Source organism: Fibrobacter sp. UWT2 (assembly GCF_900142545.1).
Classification (GTDB): Bacteria; Fibrobacterota; Fibrobacteria; order Fibrobacterales; family Fibrobacteraceae; genus Fibrobacter.
In genome coordinates this window covers 233,201-258,754 of sequence record NZ_FRBF01000003.1, presented here as the reverse complement: position 1 = coordinate 258,754, position 25,554 = coordinate 233,201, and the positions used below count along the sequence as shown (strand labels likewise).

At 52.6% G+C, this 25,554-nt stretch carries 18 protein-coding genes and 2 tRNA genes; 6 read left to right on the top strand and 14 right to left on the bottom strand.

Features of this window, described 5'->3' with window-relative positions:
- Positions 1–55: 55 nt before the first annotated feature.
- The 9 genes from BUA40_RS03340 to BUA40_RS03300 form a co-directional block, all read right to left on the bottom strand.
- The gene (locus BUA40_RS03340) at positions 56–2,698 is read right to left on the bottom strand and encodes an efflux RND transporter permease subunit (RefSeq protein WP_072798300.1); all 2,643 of its coding nucleotides are present in this window, start codon (positions 2,696–2,698) and stop codon (positions 56–58) included.
- Positions 2,699–2,718: 20 nt separating this feature from the next.
- On the bottom strand, positions 2,719–3,528 hold the full coding sequence (locus BUA40_RS03335; RefSeq protein WP_072798299.1) for a LicD family protein: 810 nt from the start codon (positions 3,526–3,528) through the stop codon (positions 2,719–2,721).
- On the bottom strand, positions 3,525–4,973 hold the full coding sequence (locus BUA40_RS03330; RefSeq protein ID WP_072798298.1) for an oligosaccharide flippase family protein: 1,449 nt from the start codon (positions 4,971–4,973) through the stop codon (positions 3,525–3,527). The genes BUA40_RS03335 and BUA40_RS03330 overlap by 4 nt, the downstream gene beginning before the upstream one ends.
- A gap of 35 nt (positions 4,974–5,008) precedes the next feature.
- Positions 5,009–6,967 (bottom strand): LTA synthase family protein, encoded by a 1,959-nt coding sequence (locus BUA40_RS03325; protein ID WP_255369186.1) that lies wholly within the window; start codon positions 6,965–6,967, stop codon positions 5,009–5,011.
- 2 nt (positions 6,968–6,969) lie between these two features.
- Positions 6,970–8,133, bottom strand: a complete 1,164-nt coding sequence (locus tag BUA40_RS03320; RefSeq protein WP_072798297.1) for a glycosyltransferase — start codon at positions 8,131–8,133, stop codon at positions 6,970–6,972.
- Between the two features lie 2 nt (positions 8,134–8,135).
- On the bottom strand, positions 8,136–9,152 hold the full coding sequence (locus tag BUA40_RS03315) for a glycosyltransferase family protein (RefSeq protein WP_072798296.1): 1,017 nt from the start codon (positions 9,150–9,152) through the stop codon (positions 8,136–8,138).
- 80 nt (positions 9,153–9,232) lie between these two features.
- Positions 9,233–9,574 (bottom strand): hypothetical protein, encoded by a 342-nt coding sequence (locus BUA40_RS03310; RefSeq protein WP_072798295.1) that lies wholly within the window; start codon positions 9,572–9,574, stop codon positions 9,233–9,235.
- 190 nt (positions 9,575–9,764) lie between these two features.
- The gene (locus tag BUA40_RS03305) at positions 9,765–10,466 is read right to left on the bottom strand and encodes an FISUMP domain-containing protein (RefSeq protein WP_072798294.1); all 702 of its coding nucleotides are present in this window, start codon (positions 10,464–10,466) and stop codon (positions 9,765–9,767) included.
- Between the two features lie 70 nt (positions 10,467–10,536).
- A tRNA-Ser gene (locus BUA40_RS03300) sits at positions 10,537–10,625 on the bottom strand.
- A gap of 137 nt (positions 10,626–10,762) precedes the next feature.
- Here BUA40_RS03300 and BUA40_RS03295 point away from each other — a divergent pair.
- The 4 genes from BUA40_RS03295 to gpmI all read left to right on the top strand — a co-directional run bounded on the left by BUA40_RS03295 (position 10,763) and on the right by gpmI (position 19,277).
- Positions 10,763–14,020 carry a transglycosylase domain-containing protein gene (locus BUA40_RS03295; protein ID WP_072798293.1) on the top strand — a complete coding sequence of 1,086 codons (3,258 nt, stop codon included), beginning with the start codon at positions 10,763–10,765 and terminating at the stop codon, positions 14,018–14,020.
- A gap of 22 nt (positions 14,021–14,042) precedes the next feature.
- The gene (uvrB, locus tag BUA40_RS03290; protein WP_072798292.1) at positions 14,043–16,268 is read left to right on the top strand and encodes an excinuclease ABC subunit UvrB; all 2,226 of its coding nucleotides are present in this window, start codon (positions 14,043–14,045) and stop codon (positions 16,266–16,268) included.
- Positions 16,269–16,411: 143 nt separating this feature from the next.
- Positions 16,412–17,470, top strand: a complete 1,059-nt coding sequence (locus BUA40_RS03285) for a hypothetical protein (protein WP_072798290.1) — start codon at positions 16,412–16,414, stop codon at positions 17,468–17,470.
- A 172-nt stretch (positions 17,471–17,642) separates the two neighbouring features.
- Complete coding sequence (gpmI, locus tag BUA40_RS03280; protein ID WP_072798288.1) at positions 17,643–19,277, top strand: 2,3-bisphosphoglycerate-independent phosphoglycerate mutase; 1,635 nt, start codon at positions 17,643–17,645, stop codon at positions 19,275–19,277.
- Positions 19,278–19,592: 315 nt separating this feature from the next.
- Here gpmI and BUA40_RS03275 read toward each other — a convergent pair whose 3' ends face one another.
- Positions 19,593–20,117, bottom strand: coding sequence for a hypothetical protein (locus tag BUA40_RS03275; protein WP_143149679.1), 525 nt, complete (start codon positions 20,115–20,117; stop codon positions 19,593–19,595).
- Positions 20,118–20,200: 83 nt separating this feature from the next.
- Here BUA40_RS03275 and BUA40_RS03270 point away from each other — a divergent pair.
- Positions 20,201–20,283: transfer RNA gene (locus tag BUA40_RS03270), tRNA-Leu, on the top strand.
- A 24-nt stretch (positions 20,284–20,307) separates the two neighbouring features.
- On the top strand, positions 20,308–20,736 hold the full coding sequence (locus BUA40_RS03265) for a hypothetical protein (protein WP_072798283.1): 429 nt from the start codon (positions 20,308–20,310) through the stop codon (positions 20,734–20,736).
- 35 nt (positions 20,737–20,771) lie between these two features.
- Here the strand turns inward: BUA40_RS03265 and BUA40_RS03260 are convergent, their stop codons facing one another.
- Genes BUA40_RS03260 through BUA40_RS03245 form a run of 4 tightly spaced genes read right to left on the bottom strand, consistent with a single transcriptional unit; the run spans position 20,772 to position 25,554 of the window.
- Positions 20,772–21,266 carry a hypothetical protein gene (locus BUA40_RS03260; RefSeq protein ID WP_072798280.1) on the bottom strand — a complete coding sequence of 165 codons (495 nt, stop codon included), beginning with the start codon at positions 21,264–21,266 and terminating at the stop codon, positions 20,772–20,774.
- A gap of 11 nt (positions 21,267–21,277) precedes the next feature.
- The gene (gene recJ, locus BUA40_RS03255) at positions 21,278–23,071 is read right to left on the bottom strand and encodes a single-stranded-DNA-specific exonuclease RecJ (RefSeq protein ID WP_255369185.1); all 1,794 of its coding nucleotides are present in this window, start codon (positions 23,069–23,071) and stop codon (positions 21,278–21,280) included.
- Entirely contained in the window at positions 23,072–24,196 is a 1,125-nt protein-coding gene (locus BUA40_RS03250; RefSeq protein ID WP_072798278.1) for a DNA polymerase III subunit, read from the bottom strand. It abuts the gene before it with no gap.
- Positions 24,193–25,554 (bottom strand): murein hydrolase activator EnvC family protein, encoded by a 1,362-nt coding sequence (locus tag BUA40_RS03245; RefSeq protein ID WP_083585245.1) that lies wholly within the window; start codon positions 25,552–25,554, stop codon positions 24,193–24,195. Before BUA40_RS03245 ends, BUA40_RS03250 begins: the two co-directional genes overlap by 4 nt.

Below are 25,554 nucleotides of genomic sequence, written 5' to 3'. Positions count from 1 at the left end.
TAAATAATACGGCGAGAGGGTCGAGAACGCAGCTAGACGAAGCTTATGGCTTTGACTACTTTTTCTTGAGCCAGGTGCCGCACAAATACATGCAGAAGATAACGCTCGTGATGAGGAACATCGCGATGCTGATGCAAGCGAGGTCGCCGATGCCCTTCAGGCCGCGGTGAGTCGTGAACAGGAATCCGACAAAGCCCGCGATGGTCGTAGTAGAACTTGCCATCACGTTACGGCCTGTGGTATCCATCAGCTGACGCAGATTCATTTCCTTATTATTGTCAGAGGTCCACGAGGTAATCATGTGGATGGTGGCATCGATGCCGATACCGAGTGCCATCGGAATCACAATCACGTTGTAGATGCTGATCTTGCCGAATTCAAACATATCCGTCAGGAATCCGAGAAGACCGAGCGTAAGGAGCGTGCCCATGCCAAAGGAAACGCAACCCACCAGGAAGAATTTCGGCTTGCGGAACGAAATCACCAGCGTACCGAAAATCACGAGGATGATCACGAGCGCGAGCCTGAAGCTATCCTTCTTCACCGAATCAATCACGTCAGAGAGAATAAACTGCGACGAGAACGTGCGAAGGTCTTCACCGTCAAAATTCCAGTGGCCATAACGTTCCTGGAAACGATGCAAGGCGTGAGCATCCCAGCTTGGGAAGTCGCCGTAGATAAAGCCAATCTTACCGTAGCTGCCGTCTTTTTCGCGGAGCAAGTCCAGCGTCCAGCTCGGAACATCTTCGGGAGTGAAGGGTTCTTCAACCGCAGAGAGTTTGCGCAGGTTCGCAATATTCACGGAGTCTTCACCTTCGGCGCGGTCAAACACGCGGGCTTCGGCGAGGTCGCGAATTTCTTCGATGATTTCGAGACGGGCCTTCTGCGAATCCATAGGCGGCACAAAGCTCTTGAGCGTGAGGAAACTTCCGAGAGTCGAATCGTGTTCCACATGCAGGCGCACCATCAGAGTATCATAAAGTTTGTCAAGCTGTTCGGGCTTGGAGCCCATCACGGCAGCCGGAGTCGAGGTCACGGCCTTGCCCGTTGCGCGAGTCACCTTGGTCGAAATCTTGTTCTTCGAGGTGGTCACGTTGGTGGAAACGCGGCGCAAATTACGCAGGTTATGTTCAAAGTCCACATCCTGTGCAAACCAGAGCGAAACGGCACCGAGGGCAAAGCCAGCAAAAGCGAGATACTTGAAGATGCGCAGGATCTTAGCCTCATCCCAGGACTTGGGCAACAAGGAATTGTCCGGAGCCTTCGGGATACCGCCCATGCACTTTACCAGCACCGGGAGGAACAGCACCGAGGTAAGCATACTGAACAGCACACCCATCGAAGCCACCACGCCGAATTCATAGAATCCACGGAAGTGCGCCGCGAGCAACGTAAGGAACGCAGCGATTGTCGTAAAGCTTGCCAAGATAAACGGCTTGAGCATCTTCCTCTGGGCATGTTCCAGCACTTCCTCGAGGGTCGCGTACTTGTGCAGCAACTTCTGCGAAGTACCCAGAATATGAATCGAATAGTCAATACCGATACCGAGAATAATCGATGCCACGAACACCGTAAACGGGTTCAACTTGCCGTAGAACAAAGCCGTAAAAGCAAGCGTCGGGAGGCACGCATAAAGCACCGAGGCCGTCACCAAAATCGGGCCCTTCACGCTCCGGAAGAAGAAAATCGTGAGGAAGATAATCAGCACGAGGCTGATTGCAAACGAGAAGATGGAATCGTTCGCAACTTCATCGACTTCCTTAAGGCCTTCGTAGGTGCCTTCCACCGTAAAGCGGGTCGGCACCGGATAAGTCTTGCTGCTGAAATAAGCGAGCAAGGAATCGGTGCGTGCCAAAATGTGCGTCACGAATTCATAGTCCGTCGAGGGCTTAATCAGCTTGGCGTTCACCACGCCGTTATAGAGAATCTTTCCGGTGCTATCCGGACGCGGAGAACCGATTAGGCGATTCTTAAGTTCTGACGGAATCGTAGACTTCGGATTCCATTCCTCTTCTTCGTTTTGAGCCTTGGCGATGTCAACGGAATCGGCCTTGTCCTTCTTGAAGAATGCGGCAAAGGCACTCACTGCTTCGTCAGGGAGTCCCAATTCTTGCGGCAGGTTTTCGTCGAACCACACGCGTTCCTTTTTCGCAGGGGCAGCATCTGCAGAAGCATTCGTGGAATCAGCGACCGCAGCAGAATCAGCGGCACCCAGCAAGTCAACGACCAGTGGGCCGTTCTTACGACCAATTTCAAGCTGCAAATCTTCCAGGTTGTCACGGATATTTTCAAGATGCTTTACCGGCAAGTAAAGCAGCGCATTGTCCTTGAAGAACTGGTTGTCGTTATCGACTTGAGTCGAAACATAGTCGCCTTCCCAATTGCGGTGAATGTAGTCCGCGATGGAATCCTGCAAGGCAACGACCAGGTTTACGTCTTCGCTCTGGATAGCGATCATGAACTTGTCGGTAGAACCGAAGCGCAAGTAAGATTCTTCGAGAGCCTTCACACTCGGCGTATCTTGAGGCAGCAAATGCGAAAGGTCCGCATCCAGTTTAAGGCCCGGCTTAAACAAAATGGGAATGGCAAAAAGCACCGCAAGAATCAGGTAAAAGGCAAGGGCCTTGTACTGGTGCTTACAAATGAGGGGGATGTACCAATTAGAGAATCTTTCAGGAATCGATTTTTTAGCAGCCATAATATCAACTATAAAGAGGGTTATTCTTTCCACCACACATCAAGCGCATGGGTATAACGTTTTTCTTCGGGCGGGAGTTGCATGTAATCGTGATAGCATTCCGACAAATAATAATCGTAATCCTTCACACCCATGTACTCACGGTTTTCAAACTTGTAGTAGGCAAATTCTGTCAAGCGGTCTCGATCCCAAATGCAGTCGGCCTTGGTATCGAAAAAGAGGGACGCCACACGATTGGACTTTTTTGCAGCAAACAGACGGAACACCCATTGCACAAAGCGGCAATAACGTTTCTTGCCCATCATGGATACAAGTACATAGAAGAATCTCTTGTACAGACGAGTCCATGTATCAAGCGTCTTGGCCTTAAAATCGGTGCTGAGGGCCAAGCAAATCACGCGCAAGAAACTGCAGTAGAGAACGAAAGGCTTTTCAAGGAAACGGGTTTGGGGCAGACTGTCCAACGGGAAAATATCAACCCAAATTCCCATTTCACCCTTGTGCCTATCCATCTTCACATGAGTGCGGTTATCATAAGCCTTGGCGAAGGGGTAATAGTAATCCTTGACGGAGTCGTCCAGAAGGGAGAACCATTCCTGTTTCTTGACATTCGGGTCCTTGAGGAGAGCCATCAACTTGTCGTAATCTTCGCGGAAAAGGAAGATGTCGATATCGTCATCCCACGGAATATACCCCTTATGGCGTATAGCTCCCAAGAGCGTACCATAGGCCAGACTATAATTCAGATTGTTCTCTTTGCAAATGCGCTGGATTTCATCCAGAATCGACATCTGGATTTCGCGACATTCATTCTGTTCAATCTTTCTCATTTTGAAGCCCCCGCCGAAACAGCATTCCTGTCTTTGTCCATTTTCTTCTTTGCCACCAAGCCATAAGCGCCAAGGGCAGCAAGAATCACCACATAAGCAATCACCTTTTCAGCCAAGGACAGCGTGAACAACTGCATATTGATAGCGATATAGAAACCGACTAAGAAAAGAATCCAAAGCGCCTGAGACAAGAGGCGCAAGGAATAGGGTTGCAGCCCCATCTTGAAAAGATAAACGTTATTGCAAATGATTGCCACCACGTTGTAGCAAAGCATCGAAAGTGCCGCTCCCACTAGGCCGAATGCCGGGATTAACAAATAACCCGAAACAAGGGCCACGCCCAGCGAGATAATATCCATAATGAGCGAATAAAGGCTCTTGCCCATTCCGTTCAGCACCACCAAAGACATGCCGCCAAAACCGGCCACCAAGTGGACCAGCAACAGGATGCCCAAGGTTTCCGGCTGCACGATAAAGTCCTTACCCGCAATGCCCAAAATCAAATCCGGGAACAGCACGATAAAGAAACCGATCATGAGCTGAATAAAGGTGACCATGAAAACGCAATAGCTGTATACCGGTTTGAGATCCGTCTTGAGGCGGCCTTTGTCCATACCGGCCACCACCGGAGTCAAAATCGAAGTGAAGCCCACGCGAATAGTCTGCAGCGCATTCGAAATCGTGACCATGATACCGTAGGCGCCCGCTTTTTCGGGGCCCAGGAACAGCATGACCATCCAGAGGCTAGAACGAATCAAGAACGAGGATACGAATTCATCGATGCCCAGCGGGAGCGAATAACGCAAAAGGGCACCGGAAACCGTTTTGTGAGGGCGCAAGGGCATTTCGGGGAACTGCTTGCGGACCAGAACGAAATGTACGCAGAAACCCACCACCTGGCCCACCAAGAGACCCAGCGGAAGCGCATGCGGGATACCCATAAAGTGGAGCGCAATCGAAGTGGCCGGAGCAAGGGTCACCGTCAAGAAGGAATTGACGAACACCGCATTTTGCGGGCGGCGATTGCCTTCGGAAGCGGTGCTAAAGACATAAGTGCCCACATAGAACAACAGCGACAACGCATACCACGGAAGTTCCTTGGAAATGTAGGGCGTAAACGAGCCCACAAAAATCACCGCGGTGCAAAGAATTGCAATAGCCGCCGAAATCCAGAAGGATTCCATAATGCCATCGTAACGGGGACGGCCATGCAAGCCATTTTGCGGCAGATACCAATACAGGCCCTTATCGAGGCCGAGTGTCGCCGAGTGTGCAATCGTCAAAAGGAGCGTCTGTGCAGAGACAAAGATGCCAAATTCAGCGGCGCCAAAAATACGCGCCATCACAAAAGTCAGAAGCGGACCGCAAACCTTGAGGATTGTCCCCACGATATTTACGATCATCGCCTTCTTTAAGAACTTACTGTCTGTTTCCAGATTACCCATAATCACTTGCAATATAGAAAAAAGGGGTCAGGGCGCTACGGCATCATAATGTCATTACGGAGTACGGAGCGCACGGCCTTGGCGGCACCCACCGCCTTCTTTTTCCAAGCGAGGTCATTTGCGTCCGTCGTAATCGCATAGGGACTTTCGCCACCGACACCGGCGCGGTAAACATCTTCGTTTTCGAGGCCGCCAGCAAGCACATGGTCGCGGAAGCCCAAGTAGTACGCATTTTGCGAGAAGAACACCGTCGGCTGTTCTGCGGGGCGTTCCTGTGCGAGCAAGTCGTAACCCCAGAAATGGCTAGATTCACGAACGCCGGCGAGGTCGAAAATTGTCGGGCCCAAATCCAGCTGCGAGGCAACATCTTCGCGCACGGTAAGTCCGTTAAACAAGTTCGTATCGGCCGAGAAGATTCCGATGAAAATCTGCGACGCCGAAAGTCCAAGCGGCTGAGGAACCCAATAGTCAATAGAATCTACAGGAGTATCGTGGTCGCCCAAGACAAAGACCACCGTGCTTTCAAAATCAGGACGCTTGGAAAGTGTTTCGAAGAATCGGCCAAGCTGCTTGTCGGTATAGCGAATGGCGTTGCGATAGCGCACCATGGCATCTTCAGGCTTTTCGGCAAAATCATCCGGATAGCCATAGAACGGAATGTGCGAAGAAATCGTATTGAACGAAAGCTGCCAAGGTTTATCCGTCGGCATTTTTCCCAGCACATCAATGGCGAGGTCAACGCCCAAGCTGTCGGCCGTTCCCTCCACCGTTTCATCACCAATCAAGTGCCAATCCTTATCGAAGAACTTTTCAATAAAAGGCAGCGTATGGTCAAAAATCGGATTCGAAACCGTTACGTACGCACGGCGATAGTTTGTCAAAAATTCAGGCCAACCCTTGAACTTATTCGCGGCATAGAAACTTGGCACATCGCGGTTCGGGTGCGAGGGGAATCCCATATAAGTAGCCATCGTGCCACGCACCGTCGGATATCCGCCGCTAAAGGCATTCTTGAACCAGTAACCGCCAATGTGGGCAAAATTCCAGATGTTCGGCGCCACGGTCGTATCGCCTTCAAGCATCTTGTTAAAGATACGGCCCTTGAACGACTCGCCCATAATGAACACGATGTTGTAAGGCTTTTTCGCCTTGTACTCGTGCGTGGGAGCGTTCCGGTACATCGGAAGTTCAAGAGAATTCTTGCGGCCTGCCGCAAAATCCTTCGGCAAGAAGGCATCCAAATCACTCACCAATTCTTCGGTGATTTTAGCGTTGTCGTGAATGAATTCAAAAGTTTCAACCGCCGCAATGTGCAAGATAGGCGCCGTCAGCGTGTGCTTGCCAAGCGTAAAGCGCATATCGACTTTCGTGTGCGTCACGGGAATTTCAATCCAGCCGCGAGTGCCCGTAAGGAACAGCACGAGCGGCACGAGCGAGAGAGCCATGCCAATGGCGAACATCGCTCCCGGAATTTTACGGGAAGCGGGCTTCCAGGCGCCTCCCTGATTGCTCAGCACGAGCGAACGGCGCTGTTTACGAAGCCGGAGCGAGTAGACGGTTACAAATGCAATTGCGCCCGCAAGGCAGAGGACAACCATCGTTACCCAAAGCACCGTCCCGAGCAAGTCGCCACCGAGTGTCGAAACAGTGGTGGCATCGGTAATATTTGAAATATGGAAGTAAGTACGCAGAAACGAATAAGAAAGGCGCTGGTGCGAAAAGCGGAAAACGTCGTAGTCCGCTACCGCAGCAAAAAAGTAAAGCCCATAAAAAATTGCAAGACCGCGCGGAGCGCGAGCAAAGCCGAAGAGGCCTGCCATCGCAAGCACCGCACCGAAAGCCATGAAAATCTGCCAAAGCGTCTTGCCTTCGAACATTTCAGACATCGAAAGACCCAAGGGATCGGGCAAGCTATAGAAGAAAATCAACAGTACGCTCTGTACCACCAGGGCCACAAGCGCCATCGCAAGGTAAGGATTTTTCAAAAAGCGCACGATTACACCTTCAAAATGAAATTCACCGCTTCTTCGAGATCGGCAGTCTGGCGGGTATTCACCTCGACATAACGCTTAGGCGCGCGGGCCGCATACTCGTCGTAAATTTTGGAATCGAGCAGCTGCACCAGGCGGTTCTTGATTTCGCTTACGGAATATGGGTCAAAGTACAGCACCGCGTCACCGCAGACTTCGGGAATGGAAGTCGTACCGCTTGCGGCCACAGGCACGCCATAGCGCATGGACTGCACCGGCGGGTAGCCAAAGCCTTCGTTCAGGCTCGGGAACACAAATGCGTAGGCGTTCTGGTGCAAGAACTCCAGTTCCCTATTTTCCACATAGCCGAGCAGCACAAATCGGTCTTTATGCTTGAGGTGACGAAGATACGCCCTGGTGTTTGCCGCCCCGGTAATGACCATCTTGAAATCAAACGGTTTGCCTTGCGACTGATACATGCCGACCAGTTCATCGAAAGCCTTAGCCGCACGCAAGTTATTCTTTTCCCAGCGGGCACCGCTCGTGAGCAAGAAATACATTTTCGCAGCCACTCCCGGCGGCAAGAATCCTTCAGGTTCGTAAGCCGTCATGGGGCTGTAGAATACCGGGATTTCCAAATCCAGAAGTTCCGGGAAGAACGACTTGATCGAAGCGCGGCTGTGTTCGCTTACCGTAATGGTGCGGGCCTTGCCCTCGGCCATACGCTTGGCCAAATCCTGGTACTTGGGCTTGTAGTAATGTTTTTTCCAGCTTTCGCGGTAACGCACCAACGCTTCGAACTTCTGCCCGAGCTTCTTGGCGAAACCGACACCGGCCCAGCTGTACTGCATTTCGAGAGCACGTACGCCATGCCAGGTGAACACGAAATCCTTGACGTTAATGTCCCACTTTTTTTCGAGCGAATAAAGCGGGGTGTAAAAGGTGTCAATCTGATTTTCGTCGATAATCTGCTGCGGCGTTTTTTCGTTAATGTCGAACAGCGGGATGTTCTGCGTCTTGCAGGCATCGAGAATCATCGGGTCCAGGTACTTGCGGCTATCGTAGGCGCAGCTAAACTGCACACCGCGCTTGACCAGCGCCCAGAAAATCACTTCGCCGTAAGAGCCGCCGCCATGGAACTTGGCGCTATGAATCGGCTGTACTGCGACCAGATTGAAAAGCAGGTTCATCGTTACCTCCCGAGGATTTTTCCGAGCACTCTCAAGGGGAACACGAGGAACGGCATCTTCTTATAAATCCAGGCGAGCGATTTGGCAAAGGCGTAGCTGCGAATAATGTAGGCGCCCGCCGCCCCCACCTTACGGGTCTGGAATTCAAATTCTTCCTTGGCGTGAGCAATCACGTCATCGTAGTACTCGTTAATCGTAATGCTCTTGTCGGCGTTGACTTTTACCGGAATGTTCTTCAGGTTCGTGTAGAAGTCCTTGCGTAAAATCTTGGGCAAGAACAGGTCCATGCTGGCAGGCACCTTGTGGCCTCGGGTATCGATGATTCGCGAACCGAAGAAGTGCAGCACCTTTGCCGTCGGGAGGAACCTGTTACCGTAAGCCAGCTGGCAGTTCCATCCGCCGGGCATCTTTTGCGTCACATAGCCGAACTTGAAGTTCGTTTCGGCGAGGCTTGCCATGTCGTAGGGGAAATTCTTGGACACGCAATAGAGCCAGAGTTCGTGCCAAGTCTCAAAAAATTTGCGGGCTTCGGGAGTGTCTGCTGCATACATCACTCCCCCGTTAAAGATTTCGTCGTTCAGAATCGGCGAGAAGCCCATCATCTTCGCGTTGTTCAAAACCTTCTTGCGGTTAATCGCCTTCGAAAGATTCGTGTGGAAGTCGAGCACCGCATAGATGCCGCCTTTCCATTCTTCGGGAATCGAGAGGTCACCCACGATGGCGATGTCGGAATCCATGTACAGAAAATCGCCGTCGACCACATTGCGCATGACCGTCTTGAGGTAGCGGGAGCGGAGCATGGGCGTAAACTTTTCGTCGAGGGTGAGTACCTTGAGTTCGTCCACCGCGTCTTTAAGGACCGCACGCGGGCCAGTGAGAGTCGCCGCCGTCTTGTCGTCGGTCAAGAGCGTCACAAAGGCGCCCGGGTTATGGACACGGAGCGACGCAATCGCCACCAGCGTCTGTTCACAGAAAAAATCCTTCGGGGAACTAGTCAGAACAAAAAGGTACTTTGTCATGGGTCAAATATACCTTTATTATAAGAAAAACTCCGATTCCCGAGCCGGAAATCGGATAAATTGCAAAATCTGGCGGTTAATTAGCCTGCCTGAGCGGCTTCGAGCTTGCTGATTTCGCCGGCCTGCTTGTCACAGACATTCTTCAGGTTGTTGATTTCGGCGTCTTTCTTTGCAAGCTGGTCCTTAAGATCTTCGCACTGGGCAGCGTAAGTCTGCTTGGCTTCGGTCTGGGTCTTGAGATCGTTCAGCAAGCTGTCGGCAGAGTTGCGGAGGCTCTGGACGGTGTCTTCGGCATCCTTGAGAGCGGCATCGTTGTCGCAAGAATCATCTTCGTCGTCGCACATGGCCTTGAGTTTTTTAGAAGCGGCAATAGCAGCAACAGCGCCCAAGGCAAGACCAGCAAAAAAACTTGATGCTTTCATTTTTAAGCTCCTTGAAAAATCTTTTCTTATAATATCCATTCTGAAAATAGAAAAATCAAGTAAAAAAAGACCTAAAGAGGTCTTTTTTTCGGATTTTTAGGGGCAAATCCATGAAAATTGGGCTTTTAGTCCTTAATACAACGGATACTATGGCGAGCAGCATTAAAAAAACTCCCATTTTTTCCCTATATCAATCTCTAATGCAACGAATTGTGTAACTGCCTCCATAAGGGAAAATGCCAATTATTTTTCCAAATGAAACTACATAATTCATAGTTTCATATCCTGCTGTAGCAGAAAGAAAAAAAGCAGAATTGCCCTCTACTGAACTTTCATACGAAAAGTATCCTGCAGGTAACACAGAAAAGCCACATGCATCTATTCCCGCTCCCCAGTTGCTATTTTCCCAACCATTTTCGGACTTTAATCTTGATGCAACAGCCATTGAATCCGTTCCACCCATATACGACTGCAAAAGTTCCCATTCAGCCAATTTAGGCAAGTGCCAACCGGGCGGGCACACTGAATCAATAAAGTCCCAATTTATGGTATCACGCCCTGTATTCCGATCCTGCCAAGTATACCTATACAATCTGCCGTATAGTTCACACTTTGACTCATCCTTGCCCTGGCAAATACTGCCCACCGCATTGTAATTCAGGTTTTCGGCCATCCATACTTGGTCACCGATAGTCGTGTACTTATATTCCTGACCATCTCGCTCGTCTACAAACGTGCCTCGGTTCGGCATGCCATAGGCGTTTGTCCCCTCAGCCGGGCACACAACACTTGCATCGAAATCATCAACTACACTAGATTCACCAGAATCCGTCGTGCACGCCGTCAAAAGCAGCACCGCACCAGAAAAAAACAGTTTCAGGAAGTTGTTCATTTTTGATTCCTTTACGACCAAAATATAAAAAGCAAAAGACCCCCTGGATTGCTCCAGAGGGTCTTTGCAGCGGGAAGAGCGAGATTCGAACTCGCGATAGGATTAAGTCCTATACGTCCTTAGCAGGGACGCGCCTTCGGCCAGCTCGGCCATCTTCCCATCTTGGGGACACAAATTTTAGATAAAATTCGGTAATTTTTCAAGGGTAAAGACGCAAAAATGGCAAATTTAGCCCCATAATGGCACTTTTTTTTACATTACATGGAGCGAAAAACCAAATTTTCTAAATTTTCACCATGCGTTTCTTATCCAAAGTGTTAAAAATCGCGGCCGCATTTGCGCTGGTCGGACTCATTTGCTGTATTCCCGCCTACATCGTGGTATTCAAGATCCTCCCGACCCAGGATCCGGACAACCAGTTCAACCGTTCCACCATCCTGCAGGTGCTTTCAGGCGAAACTCGCGTCTATTATAATGACGGCGAAGAACTTTTGGGCGCCTTCTTTGACGCAAACCACCGCGTGTACGTGCCCTACGGCGACATTCCGACCAATATCGTGAACGCCTTGATCGCAGCCGAAGACGCCGGCTACTGGACACACTCCGGATTCAGCATTTACGGCTTTACCCGCGCCATGATTTCGAACATCAAGAGCGGGCACATGCGCCAGGGCGGTTCTACGCTGACCCAGCAGACCGTCAAGAACATTTTTGGCCGCGAAGAACGAAGCATCAAGGAAAAGGGCAAGGAGCTCATTAACGCGCTCCGCATGGAAAAGCACTTTAGCAAAGAAGACATCCTGGAATTCTACCTGAACCAGTTCCACGTTTCGGGTACCGGAAAGGGCGTGGCCATTGCCGCCCAGTACTTCTTTAACAAGGAACTCAAGGACCTGACGCTTGCCGAATGCGCCTTTATTGCAGGTTCGGTGAAGGGCCCGTTCAACTACGACCCGTTCATTCAGCGCAGCGCCGAACGCCGCGAGAAGGCCTTGGCCCGCGGTAAGGAACGTTTGGAATATGTACTCGGCCGCATGGTCGAAGAAAACTACATCTCCGAAGAAGATATGAGCGAAGCGCTCGCCAAGCCGCTGGAATTCAACCACGGTAACTTCCGCTTTAGCGTGAGCACCATGCTGGACCGCATCGAAGAAAAGCTGGATGGCGAATTCTTCCAGAAAAAGTTTGAAGCCGAAGGCATCGAAGACTGGCGCAAGGCTCAGCTTTCGATTACGACGACCGTAGATGCCCGCAGCCAGAACGCCGCAAAGACCGCTTTGCAGGCAAACATCAGCGGACTCCAGATGCAGCTCGGTGGTTTTGTTCTTCCGAAGGCACAGTTCGCTAACCGCGCCCAGACGGCGCGCAAGGGAGACTACCTATACGGCACTGTAGACAGCATCATGGTCGACGACCAGGGCGGACTTAAGGCTCTGACGCTCAGCTTCGGCCAACTCAAGGGCTTGGTCTCTGAAGCCGCCGTGAAGGACTTCGCGAAAAAGGCCGGCGGCGACGTGAACAAGATTTTGGCCCCGCAGCTCAAGAAGGGAGCAATCCTCTTGGTGAGCATCATGGACGATAAGCTTGTAGACGGCTTTGCCCCTTGCCAGATTGAAACGGAACCTGTACTGCAAGGCGCCCTGTTCGCTATCCAGAACGGCAACGTAATCGCAAGCCAGGGCGGTTTCCACAACACCGGATTCGACCGTAGCTTTAAGGCCGTGCGACAGCTGGGTTCTAGCTGGAAGCCGATTCTTTACGCGCTCGCCCTCAAGTACCATTGGAATTACCTGGACATGCTTGAAAACGACTTCAACGTTTTCCAGTTCACCAACCAGTTCTATTTCCCGCGCCCGGACCACAAGAACAAGGGTGACGTCGTAAGCATCGCCTGGTCTGCCACGCGTTCTGAAAACATTGCAAGTATCTGGCTTCTGGAACACTTGCTCGACAAGCTGTCGCTCGAAGAATTCAACGACATCGCCACCGTGAACGACATGGCTCGCCACGAAGACGAAGACACCAAGAAGTTCTTTGAACGCTTGCGCGACAAGTACGGTCTGATTCTGAAAGAAGACACCAAGCGCGAAATCGAATTCACCAAGGCCCGCGACGCCCTTGCCGAACGCTACAGGCTCGAAGGTAAAGACGACAAAGCCCGTGACGTGCTGAACCTGCGCTACGGAACCTTTAACGATATCGCCGTGAAGCAGTCCAAGAAAGATGCGAAGACTCTCGGATTCATTAAGCACAACTACAAGCGCTATTCCGAAATCTTGCGCGAACGCCAGGCTCAGGAACTCGACCCGACCGTTGATCTTCCGCCTATCGAATCGGTGGTGCTGTACAACAACTTTACGCTTGCCGACATGAAGCGACTTTCTACCATGATCGAACCGGTGGATAGCGAAGTCGATTACCTGGATGCAGAACACCTGCGCTACTGGCCCGATTACAGACGTTCCTTGTCCTTTGCCGAATACGCACGCTTTGCCAAAGAAATCGGTATTCACCAGAAGCTGCAGAAAGTATTCAGTATGCCGCTCGGCGTGAACGACATTACGCTGGCTGAAATTTCGACAGCCTACCAGACGCTTTTAACTGGCAAGGTATTCAAGTGCCTCGATGGGGACTGGACCGATCCTTGCTTCATCAAGGAAATCAAGAACCGCGACGGCAAGGTGATCTTTAGAAACAAGAGCGAAAGCAAGGTGGTTCTTGGCGACACGATTACCTCGCAGATGGCCGTGATGTTGCACTCCGTGTTCATCAACGGTACAGCACGCAGCCAGTACACGCACATTACGGTGACCTCGCCGGATAAAGCCATTACGCTGCGCTACCCCGCCCTCGGTAAGACCGGAACCACCAACGATTACCGCAACGTGGCATTCCTCGGCGCGCTCCCGACTTACGTGAACGAGAAGAACGGCATTTCTACTGATTCCGTGATTGCTATCGGTAGCTACGTGGGCTTTGACGACAACAAGCCGCTGAAATCGGGCCGCACGCGTATTGCTGGCGCAAGCGGCGGCCTTCCGCAGTGGGCTGACTTTGCGAAGAAAGAAATCGATATTTTGGGACTGCCAGAAAAGATTGACTTCCTCGACATTTCGATGCTTGCCGCGGGCGAAGTTCCGCTGGTACTTCCCAACGAACGCGGCCAGCTGACCGTTGACCCGATGACCGGTAGCATTATCGCAGGCGGTAGCGCCGAACAAGGCCGCCCGCTCCCGTGGATTGAAGTTCCGGGATTCACGCCGCCGCAGGTACACGCCGCGGCCGCCGAAGACATCGCCGCCCACGGAATCATGATTAGCTTGCCCATGCCGGCCGCCGCACCTGCCGCGCCCGCAGATTCTGCCAATGTAGCCGGCGCCGCCCCGAGTGCTCCTGCCGAAGGCTCTACCTCGGAGCCTGCCGCCGTGGCCGTACCCGCACAGTCTGCACAACCGGCCCAGCCGAAGGCTGCCGCCATGCCCAAGGACGACGACTGGGATTTGCCTGAAGGCTTTGATAGCAAGAGCGCTTTCGTGCCTATCGAAGCAGAATAACGATTAGAAGCTAGGGCAAATTATGGCTCGCGCTCGCAAAACCATTACACCGGACCCGTATGCGAAACCGATAGCGAAACCGCTACCGCCCGAGCAGAGCCTGCCCGGAAAACTCAAGCAATTCCAATCGCCGACGCGTGCGGAGTTCATTCTGGAAAGCCCTTACGGAGCTGCAGGCGACCAGCCCAAAGCCATCGAAGAAATCACGAACGGATTCAAGAGCGGCGACCAGTTCCAAACACTCCTGGGTGTGACCGGTTCGGGCAAAACTTTTACGATGGCAAACGTCATCAAGAACGTGGGTAAGCCCACGCTAATCTTGACGCACAACAAGACGCTGGCGGCGCAGCTCTACCAAGAATTCAAGGCTTTCTTCCCGCACAATGCGGTGGAATATTTCGTCAGCTATTACGACTATTTCCAGCCCGAAGCGTACATTCCGCACACGGATACATTCATCGAAAAAGACGCTAGCATCAACGATGAAATCGATAAGCTCCGCTTGCGTGCCACCGCGAATTTGCTGACCCGCCGCGACGTCATCATCGTTGCCTCTGTCAGCTGCATCTACGGTTTGGGAAGCCCGAGTGAATATTTTGACTTGATGGTGCGAATCAAGAAGGGCGACGTTTACGACCGCGACAAGATTCTGCACGATCTGGTGCGCATTCAGTACACCCGCAACGACTTCAGCTTGGAACGTGGTACTTTCCGCGTCCACGGCGACGTGATTGAAATCCAGCCCAGCTACGACGAAGAAGGGCTGCGCATTGAACTTTTCGGTGACGAAGTCGACAGACTCTGCCGCTTCAACATTGTCACCGGCGAAGTCACTCAGGAACTGGACGAGATGACAGTTGCCCCGGCCAAGCACTTTGTGACGAAGGAAGAAGGCCGCGCAGGCATTTTGCAGCGCATGCAAGTGGAACTCACCGAACGCCTCGCCGAACTCGACAAAGAAGGCAAGGTTCTGGAATCGGCCCGACTCAGCAGCCGCACCCGCTACGACATGGAAATGATCCGCGAGACGGGCCAATGCAGCGGCATTGAAAACTACTCGCGCATTATCGAAAACCGCGCTCCGGGTACGCGCCCCTTTACGCTCATCGACTACTTTGGCGATGACTGGCTTTTGATGATCGACGAATCCCACGTGAGCATTCCGCAGGTAGGCGGCATGGCCGAAGGCGATAAAAGCCGCAAGACCACGCTGGTGCAGTACGGGTTCCGCCTGCCCTGCGCGCTCGACAACCGCCCGATGAACTTTGCCGAATTCGAGTACATGTACCCGAAGCAAGTGCTTTTCGTGAGCGCCACCCCCGGCGATTACGAACTGACCAAAACGGGCGGCGTTGTTACCGAACAAATTAACAGGCCAACCGGCCTTTTGGATCCGAAAATCGAGATGTTCCCCATCAAGGGCCAGATGGACGTGTTGCTGTACCGCATCGAAGAAGTGGTCAAGAAGGGCGACCGTGTGTTGGTCACGACACTCACCAAGAAGATGGCGCAGGACCTCACCGACTTCTTTGTAGAAGCAGGCATCCGTGCACGTTACTTGCACAGTGACATCAAGACGCTCGAACGCCACGAACTGATTCGCGGGCTCCGCACCGGCGAATTCGACGTACTCGTCGGCATCAACCTGCTACGTGAAGGCCTCGACCTGCCCGAAGTGAGCATGGTAGCCATTCTCGATGCCGACAAGGAAGGATTCCTGCGCAACTACCGCAGCCTCATCCAGACGATGGGCCGCGCAAGCCGTAACGTGAACGGCACCGTACTGCTTTTTGCCGACAACATGACCGACAGCCTCGACAAGGCCATCACCGAAACCGCCCGCCGCAGAGCCGTTCAGGAAGAGTTCAACAAAGAACATGGCATCACGCCAAAATCCGTGACCCGCAAGTTGGAAGACGACCTGAGAATCAACGACCCGTTAGGCGATATCGGCGACGATTCTGTCGACGACGACTACGAAGATGACAGCAACGGAATTCGCCCGATGGAACCGCTGCAGCCGAGCAGCAAGACGAAGAAGAAGGGTACACGAGGCTCGAAACGAGACAACAGTGTCATTCTGAGTCCTTCGACAAGCTCAGGGCAGGCTCCGCATCGTGCGAAGTCGAAGAATCCAGACCCACAATCCAAGCTGGAAGACCTGGAAAAACAGATGAAAGAGGCTGCCGCACGCCTCGATTTCGAGGAAGCGGCCAGACTTCGCGACATCATTCGCAGCATGAAATAGATTAATATCACGAAAATCCGCTTTTTTACGCAAAAAAGCGTGTTTTTTGCCCCATTTTAGCCAAAATTTACACTTTTTTGTTTGCATTTTCGGCCTTTTTTGTTTATTTTCAAGGGCAGAAAAACTTTTTATGAGGAAAGATCATGAATTTTAAGAAACTTTTCGTGGGTTCCGTTTTCGCCCTTGGCGCATTCGGACTCATTGCATGCGGAAGCGATAGCAAGTCTTCTACCGAACCCGGACAGGAAAAGCCGGGTGATCCGGTTGTCATTCCGACCCAGCAGGACGCCAACATCACCTTGAGTAGCGAACTTGTCGGCGAAGGCCTTTTGACCAACGCTTCGGAATCTGCTGACATTATGCGTTTCCACGGCCGTTTCGGTCTTGACATTACCGTCGACTCCACAAACGAAAATAACGACCTTATCGCATTCACCGGTATTGATTACAAGGTGCTTGATGCAGCAAATGCTCTTGTTGGCGTAACCGTCAATTCGAACATGAACATCTTCCCCACCACCGGTATCAACCTGAACTCCAAGACCTCTGCTGACGTGTCCATCGACATGAAGGACGCAGGCTTTACCGCTTGCGGTACCTACAACCTTATGGTCACCGTCAAGGCAAAGAATGGCGACAAGGAATTCGAAAGCACCGTGCTGATCCCGTTCACTCGCGATCCGTACTTCTGCAAGTCTGACGAACCGGAGCCGGAACCGGAACCGGTCAAGCAGGAAGTCGTGATGACTTATTGCGAAGTTGACCTGTCTACGAACCTCGCTCCGGCCCTGAACCTCGCCGCCTGCACTGCAGGCACTGCTGGCGACATCGTCTTCGCCAAGGCTAAGGTTAACGGCAATGCGGAACTCACCGCCACCAGCACAACCGTTTCTCTCGCTCCGATCAACAACGGCGACCTTCCGCCGTACACCGACGACTACGAAGTGGATATGTGGCCGGAAGACCTGAACGCTGACCGCGTTCCTGCCGCTGCCTACGTGAGCGACTTCAAGTTCAAGAGCACCGGTACGGGCAACTCCCTTGCCACCATGATCGAAAACTCCAACCAGATTTACGTCGCTCTGGCTCCGGGCTACAACACTGACACTGGCGTGGGCTTCTATGCATTCGCCATCGTTGATGCTGTCGAAGGAAACAACGGCGACTACAACCTCACTGTGAGACTTTACAGAGTCCAGTAATCTGGTTCAAAACCAAGTTTAAAGGCTCCCCCAAGGGGAGCCTTTTTTCTATCTTGGCGCTCCTTCGGAGCGCATTTAGTACGGCTCGGCAATGCCAAAACAACTAGTTGTTTTGTCGCTGCGCTCGCCTTTTACTAAATTTACCCGCGTAAATTCAAACATGGAGTAAAACATGCTCAAGAAACTTTCCAACTTCCCCGGCATCAAGGGACCGGTCGTAACCATCGTGATGGATGGTTTTGGTATCACCGATAAGGTCGAAGGCAACGCCATCAAGGCCGCCCGCACCCCGACTCTCGACAACCTCTTCAAGATGTACCCGAACGTGCTCCTGAAGGCTCACGGCCGCGCCGTGGGTATGCCGACCAACGAAGACATGGGTAACTCCGAAGTGGGCCACAATGCTATCGGTGCTGGCCAGGTGTACAATCAGGGTGCAGCCCTCGTGCAGGACGCCATCGTCTCCGGCGACATCTTCGGCCGCGACGCTTGGAAGGAAATCGCCGGCAACGCCCGCGAAAAGAACACCGTCCTCCACTTCATCGGTCTCTTCAGCGACGGTAACGTTCACTCCAACATTTCTCACCTGAAAGCCATGGTTGCCCAGGCCAAGAAGGAAGGCCTCAAGAAGGTCCGCGTGCACATCCTCCTCGACGGTCGTGACGTGCCGGAAACATCCGCACTCGATTACGTTGGCCCGTTCGAAAAGTTCCTCGACGAACTCCGCAGCCCGGAATTCGACGTTTGCATTGCTAGCGGCGGTGGCCGTATGCAGATCACCATGGACCGTTACAACGCAAACTGGAAGATGGTGGAACTCGGCTGGAAGACCCACGTGCTCGGCGAAGGCCGCTACTTCGACAACGCCACCCAGGCTATCGAAACTCTCCGTGGCGAAACCAAGGCTATCGACCAGGATCTCCCGCCGTTCGTGATTGCCAAGGACGGCCAGCCGGTCGGCACCATCAACGACGGCGACTCCGTGGTGTTCTTCAACTTCCGTGGCGACCGCGCCATCGAAATCACCCGCGCCTTCGAAGAAGAATCCTTCAGCGAATTTGACCGCAAGCGCTTCCCGCACGTCTGCTACGCTGGCATGCTCCAGTACGACGGCGACCTCAAGCTCCCGAACCGCTTCCTCGTTCCGCCTCCGGCCATCAAGGAAACTAGCGGCGAATGGCTCGCTGAAACGGGCGTCAAGCAGTTCGCTTGCTCCGAAACGCAGAAGTACGGCCACGTGACTTACTTCTGGAATGGTAACCGTTCCAGCAAGTTCGACGGCGAAACCTACCTCGAAATTGAATCTGACGTTGTTCCGTTCGAACAGCGCCCGTGGATGAAGGCTGCCGAAATCACCGACGCCATGATCGAAGCATTGAAGAGCGGCAAGTACCAGACGCTCCGCTGCAACTTCCCGAACGGTGACATGGTGGGCCACACTGGTTCCTTCCGCGCTGCTACGATGGCTATCGAAGCTGTGGACATCGGCCTCGCACGACTCCTCCCGGTGATCGACGCCCTCGGTGGTGTTGCTATCATCACGGCTGACCACGGTAACGCCGACGAAATGTACGAAATCGACAAGAAGACCGGCATGCCGAAGGTCAACAAGGACGGTTCCTTCAAGGCCAAGACGAGCCACACGCTCAACAAGGTGCCGTGCATTCTTTACGATAACGTAACGGGCGGCAAGCTCGGCCTCAAGGAAGGCGACTGGGGTCTTTCCAACATCGCTGCTACGACGGCCAACCTCCTCGGCCTCGAAAAGCACGAGGCGTGGGATGAATCTATGTTAATCGTTAAATAAACGATTAACATATAACGAGATTAAAAATGGAACCTGCAAAGGTTCCATTTTTGCTACGCCTCCAAATCCTTGTTAAGAGCTGCGGCAGCCATAGGCTGGCGCATCTCTAAAAACAACGATTTCGTTCGACGAACGAAGGGTATAAAACCCTTCTCCCGCACCATAGGTGCGGAGTCTCACGAGAGGCTTGGGACGACTCGATGCTCATCATCAAGTAGGTATGAGCACGCGACCTACAGTCGCTTTGAGCGATGAGGTCGCAGCTATGCTGCTTTGAGAAAAATTATAGAAAGGGAACCCGAAAGGGTTCCTTTTTTATTTACCTAAAGTGCCGCGGGAATATTCGTTGATGCAGGTGACTGCCTTGCGCTTGCAGGGCGTACTTTCGTCGTAGAAAACGACACGGTCGTTGCGGAAGACTTCGCCGAAGATTTCCTTGCCGGCGGCGTTGCTCGCCTTGTTGTATTTAACATCATAGAAGATGTCGGTATCGCGGGTAACGACTCGGACTTCAGCGTCAATCTTGTACGGGCCGTGAGAGCCTTTCAGCTTGAAGCCGTAAGGAACTTCTTCCATCTTCAGAAACTTGAACGTAGGGGCTTCGAAATCAAGCTGCATCCAGGAGCGGGCGCCACCCTTATCGCGCAAGCTGAACCAGCCTTCCAAGGAACCTTCGGTGCTTTCGTTAGCGGATTCCATCGCCATATTGAGGCATGCAACGTAGCCATCGCGAGCAAGCGAAAGATCTTCCTTAAATTCGTGGTAGGTATCCATATCGCCATCGTAGGCGAAAAGCGGTGCTGCAAGAAATAAGGCGAAGATAAAAGCAAGATGTTTCATAGGTTTTAATTTAGAAAAAGCCAGAAACAAGTTTTTGCGCATTCTTCCCTTGCACTCTTTTACTATATTTAGGCCACGCCCGAGCCCGGGTGGTGGAATGGTAGACACTGGGGACTTAAAATCCCTTGAGGGCAACCTCGTGCGGGTTCAAGTCCCGCCCCGGGCATTTACGGCAAACCAGGGAGCCATTATGATTGAATTCTACCCGAACAGCATCTACTATCCTCGCGAAGCAGTCGAAGAAAAGCTCGCCAAGGGTGAACTCCAGAAAACCGAAAAGCACCTGATGGGCTGGACGGAACGCCACCGCGGCGAAATCTGGGATTGCGCTCGTGATGACTCCGACAATCCCACCGACGAAATCCTGCTCGACAACCTGCGCGCCCTTCTGCTCTGCAAGGGTTCCTTGCAGCCTGCCGCCGAAATGGGCGACATGATCAAGGAAATCAAGAAGGAAGAATGGTACCGCAACGAGTCCCACCACGAAGACCCCGAAGAAGTGGCCGAAGAATGGAAGGCCAAGTATCTGGTCAAGTGGCGCGAAGCCCGTATGTTCGAAGCCTTTATCTTGATTGAAAAAAGAACCGCCGAATTGCTGGCGATTCTCAAGAGCAAATAATTTTATGCTGATGCCGAACCAAGTTCGGCATGACATTAGTGGTTCTTCCACACGAAGGGAACCCAAGCCACGAACTTTCCCTGTTCGCTGCGCGGGTAACGCCAATAGGCCTGGATCTGCGAAAGTACCAGGCCTTTAAAATTTTCGTCGTTCACGTTGGTGAAAAGAATTTCGGGAGAGAATGCGCCCAATGAATCCAGCGTGAGCTTGATTCCCATGAAGGCGTTAGAATCCTTGTGAATATTCTTGCGGTTCGCCTTGAAATAAGCAGCAGAAGCAAAGTGAAGGCTCGCCGCGCGACCTTTCAGGAATTTTTCGAACTTCACCAAGTCGCGGCCGGCAGAATTGTCAAGCACATAGATATCATCCAGCGACGGCATTTCCATACGGCCCAGGAAACCGTCATCGGGCAAAACCGGCGTCGGTTCAGGCTCTACGGTAATCACCGGAGTATAGAGCTGAACTCTTGATAGGGCGAACATGAGCCCCGCAAAAACCAGAATCAAGAAATAGATCGGCAGGTTGCGCATTTGTTTAAATCCTAGTTGTTGACGGTGGAAGGTTCTGTATAAGGTTCAATCGCCTTGATGCAAAGCTGCAAGGATTTGCGATCGTTGAAATAATTCCAGGTCGGTTCAAAGATAACCGATACGGGCTTGCTAAGCAAACTCTTGAACTTGCGAAGCCCGAAGCCGATGGCCGGATACACGCGACTTCCCGCCTGGGAAATATCCATCTGCAAGTGTCCACCCTTGAGTTCGCGAAGGCGGTGCACCTTGACGTTATCGGCGCGGAACGTCGGGTACGGGAAGTTTCCGCTAAAGGGTTCCAGCAGATCGATGAAATCCAGAATGGAAATCAGTTGGTTTTTGTTTGCAGCATTGCCGGCGCCGTATTCACGGGGCGACATATACTGCGAAGCTTCGACCACAAGTTCATTGAGCGAAATGCAAATGTCGTAGGAACAAGGAGCAGCCTCGCCTTCGCACTCCTCTGCTCCGGTGTAGTTCTGGCTTGCGGCAGAAACTTCCAGACGCTTACGGAGTTCATCGATTTTATCGGCCGGAAGGGAGAAGCCCGCGGCGTTGGCATGACCGCCCCAACGGTCAAATAAATCGCGAGATTCAAACAAGGCTTTGTGCCAGTTAAAGCCAGGTACCGCACGGGCGCTAGCATGAGCCACACCATCTTGAATGGAAAGCACTGCCGTAGGGCGGTGGTATTCCTGCGCGAGCTTAGCCGCCACAATTCCAATGACGCCCACATGCCAATCGTTACCAGCCACCACAATTACCGTGGGAAGGTTTTCGCCATACATGGCAGTCATCTGCGACTGAGCCATCTCGGTAATTTCCGCTTCTTTCTGTTTGCGTTTGCTGTTCCATTCACGCAGTTCCGCCATCAGGGCGTTGGCCGTAGCCATGTTCGGACTCAGCAAAAGCTTGAGAGCCGGATCCGGGCGTTCCATACGGCCAGGCGCATTCAGGAGCGGGGCGAACTTGTACATCACATCGATGCCACCCACGCTGCCGTGGCCCTTCATCAAGTTGCTGTACATTTCTTGCAGGCCCGGCCAATGGCTGCTTTCAATAGACTTAAGACCCGCCTTAGTAAAGGCGCGGTTTTCAGGCGTCATAGAGACCAAGTCGGCCAAGGTGCCCAAGGCTACCAGGTCCAGGAACTTGGTCGGTTCCGGCAGAGAAAGCTTAGAGTACAGAGCGCAAATAAACTTATAAGATACACCGACACCGCAGAGTTCTGGATTCGGGTAGGTATCGCCTTCTTGATGCGGATCCAATAGAACGTCGCATTCCGGGAGGCCGTCGCCCGAAGGTTGGTGATGGTCAATGACCAACACCGACATGCCCAATTGCTTGGCCAGCGCAATTTCTGCATTTGCCGTGATGCCGGTATCTACCGTAATCACGTAGCGGGCGCCCGCCTGGTGCATTTCTTCGACGGCCGAAGACGAAAGGCCGTAGCCATCGCCAAAACGGTTCGGGAGTCGCCAATCGGACTCGATACCAAGTTCGGCCAATGCGCGTGTCATAAGCGTTACAGCGGACATGCCGTCCAGATCGTAATCGCCAAAGACAAAAATCTTTTCGTGCTTTTCGCGGACATCTAAGAGCCAAGCCACGGCAGCATCCATTCCCTTGATCAGGAACGGATCCAGCACATCGCCTGCGTTACCACACAGCATGCGGTGCGCTTCGGACACGGAACGAACTCCACGAGACACCAGGAAACGCGCCACCACATGGGGAACGCGAAGGCTTTTCGACATTGCCGAAGCCAGGTGTTCGTTCATGATTTCGTCCTGCGCCTCGGTCATTTACTTGTAGCCCTCGAAAAGTTTCAGGGAAAGGTTCTGCAGGCACATGGATGCAGACACTCGTCTCGACTCGATTCGAGACATGGTTTCTTGTACCGCCACAAGGGCCAGTTCCAAAGCAGTCGCATCTACACGGGGGAAGTTCGAAAGCCCCACGGCCGTGGTGGTTTCGGGCATGCGCAAGGGCGCATTCGCCTGTTCTCGCAGCAAGTCCGCCAGCAAGAACGAAAGCACTTCCAAAAAGCGATTGGCGTCGTAGGCTTCGTCGAGCGACGTTTCCTTTAGCTGCATGAACAGTTCCGTATAGCTCCCGCGCAAGGAGAATACAACGAAATCAGATGCCAACTTGCACCAGGCTTTCGCATGTTCCGCATAGTAAAGGGCCTTGCCCGGAGAGCCGACCGCAAGTCCAATCACATCGTCCGTCAGGGACGCTTCGTCAAATTCTTCGCCGGCTACCCGTAGCACTTCCGACCGCACTTCGTCGTCGGAAAGAGGCAACAGATGCAGTGCCAGACAGCGGGAACGAATGGTCTGGAGCATCTTTTCGCGGGAGCTCGTCGTCAAGATAAAGTAGGTGTTTGCCGGAACATCTTCAAGAGTCTTGAGGAAGGCGTTGGCCGCCGATTCGTTCATGCGGTCCGCTTCGGCAATAATAATGGTGCGAATACGGTCGCCCTTCATAGCAAAGCTAGATGTCATGGAGCGAATCAGGTCTACCGAGATATAGGCTCCCGCCGAAAAGATATCGACACGGTACGGGTTCTTCTGAATTTCTTCGATGTAGGCCTTTTTAAAGTCTTCAATGGTTTTCGCCTTGCTGCCCGGAGCCACGTCATCGGAACTGCGGGCGCGGGCCTCGTCGGCTTCCATGGGGACCACCCAACCGTCGGTGGCACCGCTATCGTCGGCCATGCGGCATCCAAAGCAATGACCGCAGGGGCGCATGTTCGGATCGGTACACTGAAGCGACTTCGCAATTTCCATGGCGAGCCATTTCTTGCCGATTCCTGCAGGACCATCAATCAAAATCGCCTGGGGAAAGCGGTTCTCGCGGAGCGCAGACATCACCCGGATACGGGCGCGTTCTTGAGAGGCAGGACCATGTAAAGTATATTCGATCATTTCTGTTTCAACCACTGCAAGGGGTCCACGGTCTGTGTACCCTCGCTCACTTGGAAGTACAATTTAATTCCATTTAGAGAGGCAACATCGCCCACTTCACCAATTTCTTCGCAATTTCGCACTTCTTTGCCTTCTTGCACACGAATTGACGCAAGGTGACCATAAACGGAGTAAGTTCCACCCTCATGTTCAATAATGACAGAGGGGCCGCGGCCGTCAATTTCGGCCACCATCACCACCGTTCCCGCCGCGGCGGCACGAACGGCAGCGCCGCGTTTTCCGCGGATTTCGACGCCCAGGTTACGCGTCATAATATGCAGCACCGGATGTTCCTGCAAACCGTAATTACTGATGACATCACCCTTCAGCGGCGTACACTTGGGGCCCTTTACCGATTCAGCCACGGTGACCTTCGGCTTTTCCACCGTCTTGGTCGGAGTCTTCTTGTCCTTCTTTTTATCCTTGCCGGCTTTTTCCTTGGCCTTGCGAGCAGCCTCGTCTTTCTTGGCCTGCTCGATTTCCTTTTTACGCTTTTCTTCGAGCTTCTTGATAAGGGCCAGCATGGTCTTCTGGTTCTGTTCGAATTCCTTCAGGGCGCGGCGTTGCATGTTCTGGTCATGCTTCAAAGACATGAGCATTTTTTCCTGGCCGCTCATCTGGGAAACTAGGCCCTTTTCTTCGGCAGCCTTCTTGGAACGCATCTGTTTAAGATCGTCCAAGTGAGCCGATTCCATTTGTTTCTTTTCATCCCGTTCTTGCACCAGCTGTTGCAGGACTTCTACTTCTTGCTGGTCCTGGTTCAGAATATGGTGCACCCAATACACCTGGCGGTCGGGGTTCCCTTGTTGCGTAAGCAGGCCGTATAGGACTCTTGCCTCGCTGTTGCGGCCGCTGACATAGAGCGTCCGGATTCGCTTTTTCATGGCTTCCCGGCGAGTCTCGATTCTGCGGTCCAAGGAATCAATGTCTGCAGAAAGTTGTACAAGAGCCCGTTCCAGCATGACTTCGCTCTTGGAGAGTTCCGAGAGGTAAGTTCGGGTCTGGTTCAAGTTCTGGTCGAGAATCGAAATCGTATTCAGCACGCCTTTCTCTTCGGTTTCGAGGAGCGCCAGCTCTTGGCGTTTTTTAGCCAAGTCCGACTCCAACTTTTTCAGGGCGTTTTTCTGCTCGTTAATCTGGGCGTCAGTCTTTTTTGTCGCAGAAGACTTGGACGCAGACTTTGTCGTGGCCTTCGTCGATTTTTTGGCAGGAGCGGATTTTGCCGGAGCACTCTTGGTGTTTTTTGCGGCAGGCTTAGCGTAGGCGTTTTCGGCGCCAACCCCCAGCAACAGGCAAAAAAGCAAAACCACAAGCCGCAT

Excerpts from the sequence above, each read along its gene's own strand:
- BUA40_RS03340 (WP_072798300.1), bottom strand. The coding sequence starts at position 2,698 with ATGGCTGCTAAAAAATCGATTCCTGAAAGATTCTCTAATTGGTACATC.
- BUA40_RS03335 (WP_072798299.1), bottom strand. The coding sequence starts at position 3,528 with ATGAGAAAGATTGAACAGAATGAATGTCGCGAAATCCAGATGTCGATT.
- BUA40_RS03330 (WP_072798298.1), bottom strand. The coding sequence starts at position 4,973 with ATGGGTAATCTGGAAACAGACAGTAAGTTCTTAAAGAAGGCGATGATC.
- BUA40_RS03320 (WP_072798297.1), bottom strand. The coding sequence starts at position 8,133 with ATGAACCTGCTTTTCAATCTGGTCGCAGTACAGCCGATTCATAGCGCC.
- BUA40_RS03315 (WP_072798296.1), bottom strand. The coding sequence starts at position 9,152 with ATGACAAAGTACCTTTTTGTTCTGACTAGTTCCCCGAAGGATTTTTTC.
- BUA40_RS03310 (WP_072798295.1), bottom strand. The coding sequence starts at position 9,574 with ATGAAAGCATCAAGTTTTTTTGCTGGTCTTGCCTTGGGCGCTGTTGCT.
- BUA40_RS03305 (WP_072798294.1), bottom strand. The coding sequence starts at position 10,466 with ATGAACAACTTCCTGAAACTGTTTTTTTCTGGTGCGGTGCTGCTTTTG.
- BUA40_RS03295 (WP_072798293.1), top strand. The coding sequence starts at position 10,763 with ATGCGTTTCTTATCCAAAGTGTTAAAAATCGCGGCCGCATTTGCGCTG.
- uvrB (WP_072798292.1), top strand. The coding sequence starts at position 14,043 with ATGGCTCGCGCTCGCAAAACCATTACACCGGACCCGTATGCGAAACCG.
- BUA40_RS03285 (WP_072798290.1), top strand. The coding sequence starts at position 16,412 with ATGAATTTTAAGAAACTTTTCGTGGGTTCCGTTTTCGCCCTTGGCGCA.
- gpmI (WP_072798288.1), top strand. The coding sequence starts at position 17,643 with ATGCTCAAGAAACTTTCCAACTTCCCCGGCATCAAGGGACCGGTCGTA.
- BUA40_RS03275 (WP_143149679.1), bottom strand. The coding sequence starts at position 20,117 with ATGAAACATCTTGCTTTTATCTTCGCCTTATTTCTTGCAGCACCGCTT.
- BUA40_RS03265 (WP_072798283.1), top strand. The coding sequence starts at position 20,308 with ATGATTGAATTCTACCCGAACAGCATCTACTATCCTCGCGAAGCAGTC.
- BUA40_RS03260 (WP_072798280.1), bottom strand. The coding sequence starts at position 21,266 with ATGCGCAACCTGCCGATCTATTTCTTGATTCTGGTTTTTGCGGGGCTC.
- recJ (WP_255369185.1), bottom strand. The coding sequence starts at position 23,071 with ATGACCGAGGCGCAGGACGAAATCATGAACGAACACCTGGCTTCGGCA.
- BUA40_RS03250 (WP_072798278.1), bottom strand. The coding sequence starts at position 24,196 with ATGATCGAATATACTTTACATGGTCCTGCCTCTCAAGAACGCGCCCGT.
- BUA40_RS03245 (WP_083585245.1), bottom strand. The coding sequence starts at position 25,554 with ATGCGGCTTGTGGTTTTGCTTTTTTGCCTGTTGCTGGGGGTTGGCGCC.